Annotated in this window: 14 protein-coding genes; 3 read left to right on the forward strand and 11 right to left on the reverse strand. The window is 75.1% G+C overall.

Annotation, left to right across the window (positions count from 1 at the left end):
* Nucleotides 1–21 precede the first annotated feature (21 nt).
* Genes DSZ44_RS03885 through DSZ44_RS03895 form a run of 3 tightly spaced genes read right to left on the reverse strand, consistent with a single transcriptional unit; the run spans nt 22 to nt 3,105 of the window.
* A complete protein-coding gene (locus tag DSZ44_RS03885; RefSeq protein ID WP_110851221.1) occupies nt 22–1,506 on the reverse strand; it encodes an RsmB/NOP family class I SAM-dependent RNA methyltransferase in 1,485 nt (494 codons plus the stop codon).
* Nucleotides 1,503–2,444 (reverse strand): methionyl-tRNA formyltransferase, encoded by a 942-nt coding sequence (gene fmt / locus DSZ44_RS03890; RefSeq protein WP_110851222.1) that lies wholly within the window; start codon nt 2,442–2,444, stop codon nt 1,503–1,505. The genes DSZ44_RS03885 and fmt overlap by 4 nt, the downstream gene beginning before the upstream one ends.
* A 31-nt stretch (nt 2,445–2,475) precedes the next feature.
* Nucleotides 2,476–3,105, reverse strand: a complete 630-nt coding sequence (locus DSZ44_RS03895; protein ID WP_110851223.1) for an HAD family hydrolase — start codon at nt 3,103–3,105, stop codon at nt 2,476–2,478.
* Nucleotides 3,106–3,193: 88 nt separating this feature from the next.
* On the opposite strand from DSZ44_RS03895, the gene DSZ44_RS03900 reads away from it, so the two are divergent.
* The 3 genes from DSZ44_RS03900 to DSZ44_RS18515 all read left to right on the forward strand — a co-directional run bounded on the left by DSZ44_RS03900 (nt 3,194) and on the right by DSZ44_RS18515 (nt 5,162).
* Nucleotides 3,194–4,258 carry a YeiH family protein gene (locus tag DSZ44_RS03900; RefSeq protein ID WP_110851355.1) on the forward strand — a complete coding sequence of 355 codons (1,065 nt, stop codon included), beginning with the start codon at nt 3,194–3,196 and terminating at the stop codon, nt 4,256–4,258.
* Between the two features lie 105 nt (nt 4,259–4,363).
* Nucleotides 4,364–4,750 (forward strand): hypothetical protein, encoded by a 387-nt coding sequence (locus tag DSZ44_RS03905; RefSeq protein ID WP_110851224.1) that lies wholly within the window; start codon nt 4,364–4,366, stop codon nt 4,748–4,750.
* Between the two features lie 94 nt (nt 4,751–4,844).
* Nucleotides 4,845–5,162, forward strand: coding sequence for a DMT family transporter (locus tag DSZ44_RS18515; protein WP_220035075.1), 318 nt, complete (start codon nt 4,845–4,847; stop codon nt 5,160–5,162).
* Here DSZ44_RS18515 and DSZ44_RS03915 read toward each other — a convergent pair.
* From DSZ44_RS03915 to pyrF, 8 genes are all read right to left on the reverse strand, one after another.
* A complete protein-coding gene (locus DSZ44_RS03915) occupies nt 5,114–5,524 on the reverse strand; it encodes a VOC family protein (RefSeq protein ID WP_110851356.1) in 411 nt (136 codons plus the stop codon). The two genes, DSZ44_RS18515 and DSZ44_RS03915, sit on opposite strands and share 49 nt — an antisense overlap.
* Before the next feature lie 66 nt (nt 5,525–5,590).
* Nucleotides 5,591–7,621: a primosomal protein N' gene (locus DSZ44_RS03920; protein WP_110851225.1), complete on the reverse strand. Its 2,031-nt coding sequence runs from the start codon at nt 7,619–7,621 to the stop codon at nt 5,591–5,593.
* Nucleotides 7,622–7,707: 86 nt separating this feature from the next.
* Nucleotides 7,708–8,913 carry a methionine adenosyltransferase gene (gene metK / locus DSZ44_RS03925; protein WP_181424522.1) on the reverse strand — a complete coding sequence of 402 codons (1,206 nt, stop codon included), beginning with the start codon at nt 8,911–8,913 and terminating at the stop codon, nt 7,708–7,710.
* Between the two features lie 14 nt (nt 8,914–8,927).
* Nucleotides 8,928–10,127 (reverse strand): bifunctional phosphopantothenoylcysteine decarboxylase/phosphopantothenate--cysteine ligase CoaBC, encoded by a 1,200-nt coding sequence (coaBC, locus tag DSZ44_RS03930; RefSeq protein WP_110851358.1) that lies wholly within the window; start codon nt 10,125–10,127, stop codon nt 8,928–8,930.
* A gap of 20 nt (nt 10,128–10,147) precedes the next feature.
* Complete coding sequence (gene rpoZ, locus DSZ44_RS03935; RefSeq protein WP_110851226.1) at nt 10,148–10,411, reverse strand: DNA-directed RNA polymerase subunit omega; 264 nt, start codon at nt 10,409–10,411, stop codon at nt 10,148–10,150.
* 63 nt (nt 10,412–10,474) lie between these two features.
* Nucleotides 10,475–11,056 carry a guanylate kinase gene (gene gmk, locus DSZ44_RS03940; protein WP_110851359.1) on the reverse strand — a complete coding sequence of 194 codons (582 nt, stop codon included), beginning with the start codon at nt 11,054–11,056 and terminating at the stop codon, nt 10,475–10,477.
* Nucleotides 11,057–11,058: 2 nt separating this feature from the next.
* Nucleotides 11,059–11,370 (reverse strand): integration host factor, actinobacterial type, encoded by a 312-nt coding sequence (gene mihF, locus DSZ44_RS03945; RefSeq protein ID WP_110851360.1) that lies wholly within the window; start codon nt 11,368–11,370, stop codon nt 11,059–11,061.
* A gap of 244 nt (nt 11,371–11,614) precedes the next feature.
* On the reverse strand, nt 11,615–12,442 hold the full coding sequence (gene pyrF, locus DSZ44_RS03950; RefSeq protein ID WP_258369210.1) for an orotidine-5'-phosphate decarboxylase: 828 nt from the start codon (nt 12,440–12,442) through the stop codon (nt 11,615–11,617).
* Between the last annotated feature and the right edge of the window lie 136 nt (nt 12,443–12,578).

A 12,578-nucleotide genomic window follows, 5' to 3' on the forward strand; every position in this document is an offset into this window, starting at 1 on the left:
GGGCGCGGCCGCGGCTGGCGGTCAGGCGTTCTTACGCAGCAGCGCGAGGAACATCGCGTCGGTGCCGTGCAGGTGGGGCCACAGCTGGACGTCGGGGCCCTCGCCGAGGTCGGGCACCTCCGTCCCTGTCGCGACGGTCAGGGCCTCGCGGGCGTCGAGACGAGTGACGTCCTCACGGCCGCGCAGGACGTCCTCGACCACGGCGCTGGTCTCCGCCAGGTGCGGCGAGCAGGTCACGTAGGCGACCACTCCCCCGGGCCGCACCGCTTCCAGCGCCGAGCCCAGCAGCTCGCGCTGCAGCGACGTGAGGCCGGGCAGGTCGCTCGGCTGGCGCCGCCAGCGTGACTCCGGTCGACGGCGCAGCGCTCCCAGGCCCGTGCACGGCGCGTCGACGAGCACCCGGTCGTACACGCCCGGCTCGGCCTCACCGACCTCCCGGCCGTCCCCGGTGCGGACGTCGACGCTCTCGCGAAGCGCGGCGGTGGACTGACGCACCAGGCGGGCACGGTGCGGAGCGACCTCGTTGGCGAGCAGGTGGACCTCGCGCTCCGCGGCGATCGCGCCGAGCAGGGCCGACTTGCCGCCCGGCCCTGCGCACAGGTCGAGCCAGCGGCTCTCCTGCTCGCCGTCCGGCCCTGGGAGCGTCTCGGCCGCGGCGAGAGCGAGGGCAACGAGCTGGCTGCCCTCGTCCTGGACCCCGGCGAGGGCGTCACGCACCGCGGGCAGGGAGGCCGGGTCACCGCCGGCGAGCCGCAGCGCCGTGGGGGCCCAGCTGCCGGGCGTGCCGCGCTCCCCCAGCGTCTGAGTCACCTGCTCGGCGAGCTCCTCGGTGGAGACCAGGCCCGGGCGGGCGACGAGCGTGACCGCCGGCGGGGTGTTGTCCGCCTCGAGGAGCTCGGCGAGCTCGGCGCCGGGCCGGTCGGCCGCGCGCAGCGAGGAGCGCAGGGCGCGCACCACCCACGCGGGGTGCGACTCGACGGCCGCCAGGTACGCGCCGTCGTCGGGAATCTCCTCGCGGAGCTGGGCCAGCCAGGTGTCGAGGTCCTGCCGGCCGACCGCGCGGAGCACCGCGTTGGCGAAGCCGCTCGCCCCGGTGCCGACACGGGCCCGCACGAGGTTGACCGTCTGGGAGACGGCGGCGTGCGACGGCACGCGCATGCCGAGGATCTGGTGGGCGCCCATGCGCAGCAGGTCGAGGACGGGCGGGTCGAGCTGGTCGAGGGGTCGGCCGTTGGTGCAGCGCGCCAGGATCGCGTCGTATCTGCCGCGCAGGCGCAGCGTGCCGTAGACGAGCTCGGTGGCGAAGGCCGCATCACGGCCGGTGAGCCCGCGCTCGCGCAGCAGCTTGGGCAGGGCGAGGTTGGCGTAGGCGTCGCTCGTCGCGACGGCCTCGAGGGTGTCGGCGGCCGCGGTGCGGGCGGCGTCGGCGGCCTCCCGACGGCGGGGGCCGGTCGGGCGGCCACCGCCGCGGCGGGGACCGCGGGAGCCCGGGCGCTGCTCGCTCATGCTGCCTCCCCGCCGAGACGCGCCTCCTCGGGCAGCCGGGCGCCGCGTGCCCAGTCGGCCGCGGCCATCCACGAGCGACCGGCCGGCGCCACCTGCCCGAGCTCGACGGCGCCGTTCCCCGTACCGACGAGCACCTCCGCCTTCGCCGCGTGCAGCGCGCCGGGGGCCAGGTCGTCGACGTCGGCGCGCACCTGGACGGGGCCGAGCTTGAGCCTGGAGCCGTCGGGCGCCGTCGTCCACGGGCCCGGCGCGGGCGTGGTGCCGCGGACGAGACGGTCCACGGCGACGGCTGGGGCCGCCCACTCCACCCGCGCGTCGGTGACCTCCAGGCGCGGGGCGTGGCTCACGCCGTCGGCGGGTTGCGGGACGGGGACCGCGCTGCCGGACTCGAGCGCGTCGAGGGTGGCGAGGAGGAGCGGCGCGCCGGACCCGGCGAGGCGGGCGAGGAGGTCGCCGGCGGTGTCGGTCGGGCGGACTGTCTCCGTGAGGGTGCCGAGCACCGGGCCGGTGTCCAGGCCCTCCTCGATGCGGAAGGTGGTGGCGCCGGTGACGTCGTCGCCGGCGATGACGGCGTGCTGGACGGGTGCGGCACCGCGCCACGCGGGCAGCAGGGAGAAGTGGAGGTTGACCCAGCCGTGGCGCGGGACGTCCAGCAGCGCAGGCGGGATGAGGGCGCCGTAGGCGACGACGGGCGCGGCGTCGACGCCGAGGGCGGCGATCTCCTCCTGCGCCTCGGCGTCACGCAGGGTGCGCGGCGTGAGGACCGGGATGCCCTGCTCGCGGGCCCACGCGGCGACGGGGCTCGGGTGGAGGGTGCGGCCGCGGCCGCGTCGGGCGTCGGGCCGGGTGAGGACGGCGACCACCTCGTGCTCGGACTCCGCGAGGGCACGCAGTGACGGGAGGGCGACCTCGGGGGTGCCGGCGAAGAGGAGGCGCATGGGCCAAGAGTCTAGGCGCCCGAGCGGGGCGTCAGACCGGCAGGCCGAGCTCGCGCAGGTCCGCCCGCAGCTGGTCCGCGCCGGTGAAGTGACGGGCCACGAGACCCGCGCCGGAGGCGGCGTCGACGTTGCGCAGGGAGTCGTCGGTGAAGAAGGTGAGCGGCGGGTCGAGCTTGAAGCGCTGGATGAGCAGGTCGTAGATCGCCGGGTCCGGCTTGGCCACGCCCACCTCGCCCGAGACGAGGACGCCTTCGAGCCGGTTGATCACCGGGGCCGACGCGGCCGCCTCGTGGAAGTTCTCCGCCGACCAGTTCGTCAGGCCCAGGACGCGGATGTCGGCGGCGATGAGCTCCTCGACGATCTCGGTGGTGCCGGGGACCGGACCGCCGAGCGACTGCGCGAAGTTCGTCACGTAGTGCTCGAAGTCGGCGGCGCGGTGGGGGTGGCTGCGCTCGAGGGCGGCGCGGGCGTCGGCGAAGCTGCGTCCGGCGTCCTGCTCGTGGTTGAAGCTCGGGAAGTCGATCTCGGCGTGGAAGGCGTCGAACTCCTCGCGGGTCCAGCGCTCGGCGAAGGCCTCGTAGGGGTCCCACCTCACCAGCACCTGTCCGAGGTCGAACACGACGGTGGTGATCGGGCCGGTCACCGGGACGGAGGACTGCATCGCGGATCGCCTTCCAGTAGGGGTCGTCCCGACCCTAGACGACGCCGTCATTCGGCGCGGCACGGTGCCGGAGGCGAGGATGGAGGCCATGTCGACCGACCGCAGCGCGCCCGCCGTCCCCGCCACCGGCACGTGGCGCGCCAAGGTCCCCGGTCTCGCGCTGGCGGTCGCGCTGGCTCTGGTCGCGACGGCGGTCGGGACCGCGGTGCCGGTGGTCGGCGGCCCGGTGGCCGGCGTCGTCCTCGGGGTGCTCGTCGGCGTCCTCGTCCGACGGCGTGCGGACCCGTCGTCCGTGGCGGTGCTGTCCCCCGGGCTCACGCTGGCGAGCAAGCTCGTGCTCCAGGTCGCCGTCGTGCTGCTGGGCGCCCGGCTGTCGCTGGCGCAGGTGGCCCAGGTGGGAGTCGGCTCGCTGCCCGTCATGCTGGGAACCGTGGTCGTCTGCCTCGTCGCGGCGGCCGTGCTGGGGCGGCTGCTCGGCATCGACCGCGAGCTACGTGTCCTCATCGGGACGGGGACGGCGATCTGCGGGGCCTCGGCGATCGCAGCGGTCACGCCGGTGGTGCGGGCCTCGGGCAGCAACGTCGCCTATGCGCTGTCCACGGTGTTCGCCTTCAACATCGGGGCCGTGCTGCTGTTCCCGCCGCTGGGGCAGCTGCTCGGCATGGACCAGGAGACCTTCGGCCTCTTCGCGGGCACGGCGGTCAACGACACCTCCTCCGTGGTCGCGGCGGCAACGACCTTCGGCTCCGTGGCCGCTGACCACGCGGTGGTCGTCAAGCTCGTGCGGACGCTGCTCATCATCCCGATCGTCATCGGCCTCGCCGTGCTCGTCGCGCGGCGCGACCGCCTGGCTGCCGGGGACGCGGTCGGGGCACCGCGGCCGCCGGTGTGGCGGCTCGTGCCGTGGTTCCTCGTCGGCTTCCTCCTGCTCGCGACGCTCAACAGCATCGGGCTCGTGCCCGAGTCGTGGCACGGCCCGCTCGCGACGGCCGCGGCCTTCCTCATCACCGTGGCGCTCACCGCCATCGGCCTCTCGACCGACGTGCCGGCCCTGCGGGCTGCGGGGCTCAAGCCACTGCTGTTCGGCGGAGCTCTCTGGCTGCTCGTCACCCTGAGCGCGCTCGGCCTCATGGCGCTGACCGGCGCGCCCTAGCGCACCGACGGCCCGCTGTCGCGGACGGCTGCACGCCGCACCCGTCGGCATTGCCGTGGTGGGGCGCAGCGAGCGGCATGATGTCGGGATGCCGACGAGTGCCACATGAGGATCTGGCCCAGGAGGACTGCTGACGCTCCTGCCGTCGAGCCGGAGCTGGAGCGGTTCCGCGACGGTCTTGCCGTCCTGCTGCGCGACGGTCGACCGGCCGGCCACGTGGCGACGTCACTGGGTCACTTCACGACGCCCTTCGCTCCCCGCACGCCGAGACCTTGGGTGTGGATGGTCGTCGTCTGGGCTGACGGGACGAAGGAGCCGTCGGTCGAGGACTACCCGCCGTGGTCCTACGTCGCAGACATGCGAGATGGCTTCCTCGACTGGCAGGACGGCCGCGACCGGCAGCGCTCGGGTCACTACGAGATCCAGTGGGTGACGCACGAGCGGGCGCTCGCCGAGCGTGAGCGGCTCGGTATCCACCTCCGCGACTTCTGACCAACGGCCGCGTGTCCCCCTCGCAGGCGGAGCGGTGCCGCGCACGAGTCAGAGCCCGGAGCGCGAGACTGCCGGGGGCCCGGGGTGCCCAGCCGTGGGTGAGCTCACGGAGGGCGGGCGTCGCCGCTTCGAGTCGATCCGCAGGCAAGTCCTGGACATCGCAGCGCCCGGAGCTCGAGCCGTCCCGGTCACGGCCACCGCCCTCCTGGGGCTCCTCTCCCCACTCGTCGCGGCGCTTGCCGGGGCCGTCGTCCTCGGGGAGACCCTGACGCCGGTCCAGCTCTCAGGCTTCGCGATCGCGCTCGCCGCGCTCGTCGCCGGGCAGCTCACGGTCGGCGCAGCACGCGGGCAGCGCCGGGACGCTCAGGACGTCTCGTCCGCCTCGTACCCGATGAGCCACTGCACGCCGTAGCGGTCGATGACCTGTCCGTCGGTGGCTCCCCACGAGCGTCCCTGGAGGTCGTCGACCACCTGACCGCCCTCGGCAAGCTTCTGGAACCACTCACGCAAGGTGTCCGGAGGGGCTGTCCCGAGCAGCGAGAGCAGCATGCCTTCGCAGCGCAACGCACGCTGGTCCCCCGTGGCGTCGGCGGCGTACAAGGTGATCGGCCCGTCGGAGAGCACCCCGTGGGCGATCGCCTCGGGCGGGCCGTCCGTCCTGCCGAAGTCCCCCAGCGTGTGCAGCTGCACCGAGCAGCCGAAGACCCCGGCGTAGAAGTGCAGTGCCTCCCGCGCAGTGCCCGGGAGGAACACGTACGGGACCGGTGCGGTCATGTGCGGCAGCGTAGTCCGGTCCACCGTGTCCACGCCCCTGAACATGCTGAGCCCCGTACCCGCCGCTCAGAGCTCGGTGGGGTCGACCTGGATACGCACGGAGTCCGGCTCCTTGTGGGCGCTGCGCACGGCGGCAGCCTGCGCCAGGGCCTTCGTCAGCCGGCTCCCCTGCCCGAGGTCGCTGCGCACGAGCGCCTGAACCTCCTCCTCCGTGAACGGCACGGGACCGAGGACCTCCACCCCGTCGGGCCGTTCGAGGTGGCGCAGCAGGCCCGCCACCGCGCGGGCGCTGCCGCGGACCGAGGCCATCCGGCTCGCCGGTGGCAGGTGGAGCTCTCTCCGCTCGGCGAGCTCCCGCTCGGCGAAGCCGGCCGGGTCCCACCGCACGAGCGCCTGCGCGGGGACCGGGGCCGGGTCACCGAGCAGCATGACCCGTCCGCCCTCGGACGCCGGTCGCACGAGCGCGGCCGCCGCCAGCCAGCGGCGCAGCGCCTCCGACGGCGCGGCGAGGTCCTGCCGGCCCGAGATCGCCGCGGCGTCGAGCAGCAGCGCCCCCTGGTAGCCGCCACGGGCGACCGGCTCGGCCCCCGGCGTGGCGACGACCAGCCGCGCCCTCTCGTCGACCTCCCGCACGATCCCGTGGTCGGCGCGCGCGCCGGACAGCACCACCGGCACCTTGGGGAAGGCACGGCCGAGCTCCTCGGCGGTGCGGGCCGAGCCCACGCGGCTGGCGCGCATCGCCGAGCTGCCGCACGTGGGGCAGGCCCACGTGCGGTCGGGGCGCCCGCACCAGCGGCACGAGGGCACGCTCGTGCGCCCGCCGAGCTGGAGCGGACCGTGGCACTCGCGGCAGCGGGCGGGCTCACGGCAGCCCTGGCAGGCGACGACGGGCAGGTAGCCGGAGCGCGGCACCTGGACGAGGACCGGCCCCTTCTCCAGCGCCTTGCGCACGAGCTCCCACGCCGGGCGCGGGATCCGCGCCGCGGCCGCGGGACCCTCCCGGGCGAGGTCGACCTCCCCCGGTGCCTCGACCCGGGGCGTGCGCTCACGCACCGTCGCGCGGGAGGCCGTGACGGAGGCGGCCCATCCGGTGGCGACGAGCAGCCCGGCCTCGACGCTGCGCGACCACCCGCCCAGCAGCAGGCCCGCGCCCTCCTGGGCCGCGCGCAGCGTGAGGACCTCCCGGGCGTGCGGGTAGGGCGCCCGCGGCTCGGCGAGGAGGTCGTCGCCGTCGTCCCAGCACACGAGCAGTCCCACGCGCTGCACCGGCGCGAAGGCGGCGGCCCTCGTGCCGACGACGACGCGCGCCTGGCCCGTGAGCAGCCGGACGAAGGCGCGGTACCGGCGCGAGGGCCCGTGGTCGGCCTGCAGCGACACGACCGGCTCCCCCGGCAGCGCCGCCGTCAGCGCCGCCTCGACCACCTCGGCCTCGTGCGCCGAGGGCACGACGACGACGACCCCGCGCCCCGAGGCGAGGGTGGCGGCCGCCGCCTCCGCGATCGACGCGAGCCGGTCCGCGACGCCGGGCTCGTGCGCAGGCAGCGCCGACCACACCGCCCGCGGCGACTCCCCCGCCGCGAGCCGCCGCACGTAGGCCGCTCCGCCGACGTAGTGGTCCCACGCCGTGCCCGGCAGGTGGGCGGCCGTGGTGCCGGTGCGGTCCGCCGCGGCGCCCTCGAGGACGGCCTTCTCCGTGGTGGCGTGCCGCGGTGGCACGGCGAGCCGGGCGACGTCCATGAAGGTGCCGGCGTAGCGGTCGGCCACCGCCCGGCACAGGGCGGTGATCTCCGGCGTGAGGACCGGCAGTGCGGAGACCACCCGGCGCAGCGCCATGAGCGTGCCGTGGTGGTCGGTGGTGGCGGCCCGCTCGAGGACGTAGCCCGTGCGGTCCTTGCCGGCGAAGCGCACAGAGACGCGTGTGCCGGGCTGCGCCGCGGCGTCCTGCTCGGGCGTGACGCGGTAGTCGAAGGGGCGGTCCAGGTGGGGCAGCGACATGTCGACCGCCACCCGCGCGACGGGCAGCTCGACACCCGCCGCCTCGGCGCCGGAGACCGTGCGCACGGCGACGGTCTGCTCGAGCAGGGCGGGCTGGTGCACCGGTCTCACCTCCGCTCCCATCTCACCACGCGCCACCGACACGGCGGGGGCCGTCCACAGGAGGACCGCCCCCGGGCCGGCGGACGTCAGCCGACGGCGCGGCGCAGCTCGTCGACGCGGTCGGTGCGCTCCCAGGTGAAGCTCGGCAGCTCGCGCCCGAAGTGCCCGTAGGCGCTGGTGTCCCGGTAGATCGGGCGCAGCAGGTCGAGCGCGTCGACGATCGCGGCGGGGCGCAGGTCGAAGACCTCGCTGATCGCGGCGTTGATCCGCTCGACCGGCACCGTCTCGGTCCCGAAGGTCTCGACGTACAGGCCCACCGGGTGGGCCTTGCCGATGGCGTAGGCGACGTGCACCTCGCAGCGGCGGGCGAGCCCGGCGGCGACGACGTTCTTCGCCACCCAGCGGGTGGCGTAGGAGGCCGAGCGGTCCACCTTCGAGGGGTCCTTGCCGGAGAACGCTCCCCCGCCGTGACGGGCCATGCCCCCGTAGGTGTCGACGATGATCTTGCGACCGGTGAGGCCGGCGTCGCCCATGGGTCCGCCGACGACGAACTTGCCGGTCGGGTTGACGTAGAGGGTGTGCCCGGCCGTGTCGAGCTCACCGGCGTGCTCGGCGAGCACGGGCGCCACGACCTCCGCAGCGACGGCGGAGCGCAGCCACTCGGAGGTGACGTCGGCGTCGTGCTGGGTGGAGACGACGAGCGAGTCGAGGGCGACGGGACGGTCGCCGTCGTAGCCGATCGTCACCTGGGTCTTGCCGTCGGGGCGCAGGCCGGGAACGATCCCCTCCTTGCGCACGTGGGTGAGGCGCTCGGCGAGCCGGTGGGCGAGCCAGATCGGCAGCGGCATGAGCTGGGGGGTGTCGTCGCTCGCGTAGCCCACCATGAAGCCCTGGTCACCGGCGCCCTGCGCGTCGTACGCGTCGCGGCTCTCCCCGGCGCGGTCCTCCCACGAGGTGTCCACACCCGTGGCGATGTCCGGGGACTGCTGGCCGATCGACACCTGCACACCGCAGGAGTGGCCGTCGAAGCCGATGGACGAGGAGGTGTAGCCGATGGCGTTGATTTCGGCGCGCACGAGCTGGGGGATCTCGACGTAGGCGGAGGTCGTCACCTCCCCGACGACGGTCACCAGACCGGTCGTCACGAGCGTCTCCACGGCGACGCGGGCGCCGGGGTCCTCCCGGAGGATCGCATCGAGGATGGAGTCGGAGATCCGGTCGCACACCTTGTCGGGGTGGCCCTCGGTCACCGACTCGGAGGTGAACAGACGCAGGTTGGGCTTGGAGGTCACCGGTCGATCCTAGTTCAGCGCAGCCGCGGCACGACGAGGTCCCACAGCCCGCGGGCGACGTCGTCCTTGGTGCCGGCGGCCTCGCCGACCACCTCGCCCGCGCCGTCGATGACGGTCACGGCGTTGGCGACGTCACCGAAGCCACGTCCCCCGCCGACGGCGTTGACGGCGAGCAGGTCCGCGCCCTTGCGGCGCGCCTTGGCGCGCCCGAGCTCGAGCACCTCGTCCCGGTCCCCCGTCTCGGCCGCGAAGCCGACGACGACGAGCCGCGCCCGCTCCCGCCGGGCGACGGTCGCGAGGATGTCGGGGTTCTCGACGAGCTCGACAGCCGGCGGGCCCGAGCCGTCCTTCTTGATCTTGCGGGCCGCCGTCGTCGCGGGGCGGAAGTCGGCGACGGCGGCAGCCATCACCAGGACGTCCGCCTCGGCGGTGGCGGTGTCGACGGCGTCGGCGAGCTCACGCGTGGTCTCGACGTCGACGACGTCGACGGCGGGGTGCTGGGCGGCGCGGCGGGCGGCCTCGTCGACCGAGGCGGCGAGCAAGGTCACACGGGCGCCGCGGCGGGCGGCCTCGAGGGCGATCGCGGCGCCCTGGCGGCCCGAGGAGCGGTTGCCGAGGAAGCGCACCGGGTCGAGCGGCTCACGCGTGCCGCCGGCGCTGACGACGACGGTGCGCCCGGCCAGGTCCTGCGGCGCCACCAGCGCGAGGGCGGCGGCGGTGATGGCCTCCGGCTCGGGCAGCCGGCCGGGGCCGGTGTCCGAGCCCGTGAGCCGCCCGGAGTCGGGCTCGAGGACCGTGATGCCGCGGGCGCGCAGGGTGGCGACGTTGGCGACGGTCGCCGGGTGCTGCCACATCTCCGTGTGCATCGCCGGGGCGAGCAGCACGGGGGCGGTGACGGTGAGGAGCGTCGTCGTCAGCAGGTCGTCCGCCCGGCCGGTGGCGGCCCGTGAGAGCAGGTCCGCGGTGGCGGGGGCGACGACGACGAGGTCGGCGCTGCGACCGAGGGCGACGTGGTCGACCCCGGTGGCGCCGTCGAAGACGCTCGTCGTCACCGGCTCACCGGACAGCGCCTCCCAGGTGGGCCGCCCGACGAACTCGAGGGCGGCCTCGGTGGGGACGACCCGCACGCGGTGCCCGGCCTCGCGCAGCGCGCGCAGCACGAAGACCGCCTTGTAGGCGGCGATCCCCCCGGTGACCCCGAGGAGGACGCGCAGCCCGGCCGCCCCCGGCACGCTCACTCCTGGGTCGGGTTGACCGTCAGCAGTCCCTCGTTGATCTCGCGCAGCGCGATCGACAGGGGCTTGTCGGTCTGGCCGTGCGGGACGAGCGGGCCGACGAACTCGAGCAGCCCCTCCTGGAGCTGGGAGTTGTAGGCGTTGATCTGACGGGCGCGCTTGGCGCCGTAGATGACGAGGGCGTACTTGGAGTCCGCGGCCTCGAGCAGCTTGTCGATCGGGGGATTGGTGATGCCAACGGGCTGGGCAACGGTTCCGGACATGCTCACCTCACGTGTTCGTTTCGGGGCGCGCCCGTACGGGGCGGGCACGCGCAACGTCCGAGTCTACTCGGTCGGCAGTCCCATGAGGGAGACGAGCTCGTCGGTGGCGCGTGTCACGACGTCGTTGACGACGACGTCGTCGAACTCGTCGGCGTGCGCGAGCTCCTCGCGGGCGGTGCGCAGGCGGCGTTCGCGCTCCTCCGGGCCCTCGGTGCCACGGCCGACGAGCCGGCGCTCGAGCTCCTCGAAGGACGGCGGGGCGAGGAAGACGAAGTGGGCGTTGGGCATGGTCCGGCGGACCTGCCGCGCGCCCTGCAGGTCGATCTCCAGGAGCGCGGGCTCGCCGCTGCGCAGCTGCTCCTCCACGGGGCCACGCGGGGTCCCGTAGCGGTTCTGGCCGTGGACGACGGCCCACTCGAGCAGCTCCCCCTCGGCGGCCATCCGCTCGAACTCCTCCTCGGAGACGAAGTGGTAGTGGACGCCGTCGACCTCGCCCGGGCGAGGTGCCCGGGTGGTCGCGGACACCGACAACCACACTTGCGGGTAGCGACGGCGGATGTCGGCGGAGACGGTGCCCTTGCCGACGGCGGTGGGCCCGGCGAGGACGGTGAGCCGCGCCTCGGAGGCGGGTGACGTGTCGGGCACGGTCACCCGAACCGCTCGACGAGGGACTCGACCTGGTTGTGGCCCAGGCCGCGGACGCGGCGGGCCTCGGAGATGCCGACCTCGGCCATGATCGCCCGGCTCTTGACCTTGCCGACGCCGGGGAGGGACTCGAGGAGCTCGACGACGCGCATCTTGCCGAGCGCCTCGTCGTCGGCGGCGTCGGCGATGACCTGGGAGAGGGAGGTCTGGGAGTACTTGAGGCGGTTCTTCACCTCGGCCCGCCGGGTGCGGGCGGCCGCTGCCTTGGCCAGCGCGGCGGCGCGTTGCTCGGGGGTCAAGGAGGGCAGAGCCACGGTCATCACCTCGGGGACGGGGACACGGGAGGGGCTGAGGGCAAGGTACCCAGCGACCGTCTCAGTGTGCCAGTACCCGCAAGGCTCGAGAGCCGGCCCGGCGGGAGCGGCGGCGTCGTCTCCACCACACTTCACCGGCCCGCGCCACCGGAACGCGCTGACCTCCCCGGTTCTCCTCTCACCTCCCCGGTTCGCAAGGGCTGTGGTGAGGAGAAGCGGGGAGGTCGGCGACGGCGTCGGCCGGTCAGTCGGCGAGGGCGGCGCGGACGTCGGCGACCGCCTGCTCGGCGGCTGCCACGAGACCGTCCGGGCCGGCGGCGAGCACGGCGCGGGAGGTGCTGGCGAGCACCGCCTGCTCGGCACCGGCGAAGACCTCGGCGACCTCGGCCCGCCCGGCGCCCTGGGCACCGAAGCCGGGGGCGAGCAGCGGGGCCCGCGAGCCCGCGAGGTCGATGCCGAGCCGGCGTGCGGCGTCACCGATGGTCGCGCCGACGACGAGACCGACCGACCCCAGCCCCTGCGGTGCCGGGCCGCTCGCGTTGAGCGCGCCCACCCCGTCGACGATGCCCGCCGCCACCGCACGCCCGTCGGCGCCGACGGCGTGCTGCACCGCAGCCCCCTCCGGGTTGGAGGTGAGGGCGAGGACGAACACTCCCCTGCCGGTGGTGTGGGCGAGCTCGACCGCCGGCGCGAGGGACCCGAGGCCCAGGTACGGCGAGAGTGTGACGGCGTCCGCGGCGAGCGGGGCGCCGTCGGCGAGGTACGCCTGGGCGTAGCCGGCCATCGTCGAGCCGATGTCCCCGCGCTTGACGTCGAGCACGCTGAGGGTGCCGGTCCCCCGGCACGCCGTGAGGACGTCCTCGAGCACGGCGACGCCCGCCGACCCGTGCCGCTCGAAGAGCGCCGACTGCGGCTTGAGGGCTGCCACCCGTCCGCCGAGCACCTCGACGACCCGCATCGCGAACACGCGCAGGCCGCTCGCGTCGTCGGGCAGCCCCCACGCGGCGAGCAGGCTTGGGTGGGGGTCGATGCCTACGCACAGCGGGCCGTGCTCGGCCATCGCCGACGCCAGGCGGGTGCCGAAGGGGGTCGGAGAGCCGGCGGTAAGTGCGCTGTCGGCGACAAGTGCGCTGTCGGCGGGAGGGGTGGGGGGCGTGGGGGCGGCGGGCGTGGGGGCGGCGGGCGGGGTGGCGGCGGCGGCCCGGTGG

The organism is Georgenia satyanarayanai, assembly GCF_900116375.1.
GTDB classification, from domain to species: domain Bacteria; phylum Actinomycetota; class Actinomycetes; order Actinomycetales; family Actinomycetaceae; genus Oceanitalea; species Oceanitalea nanhaiensis.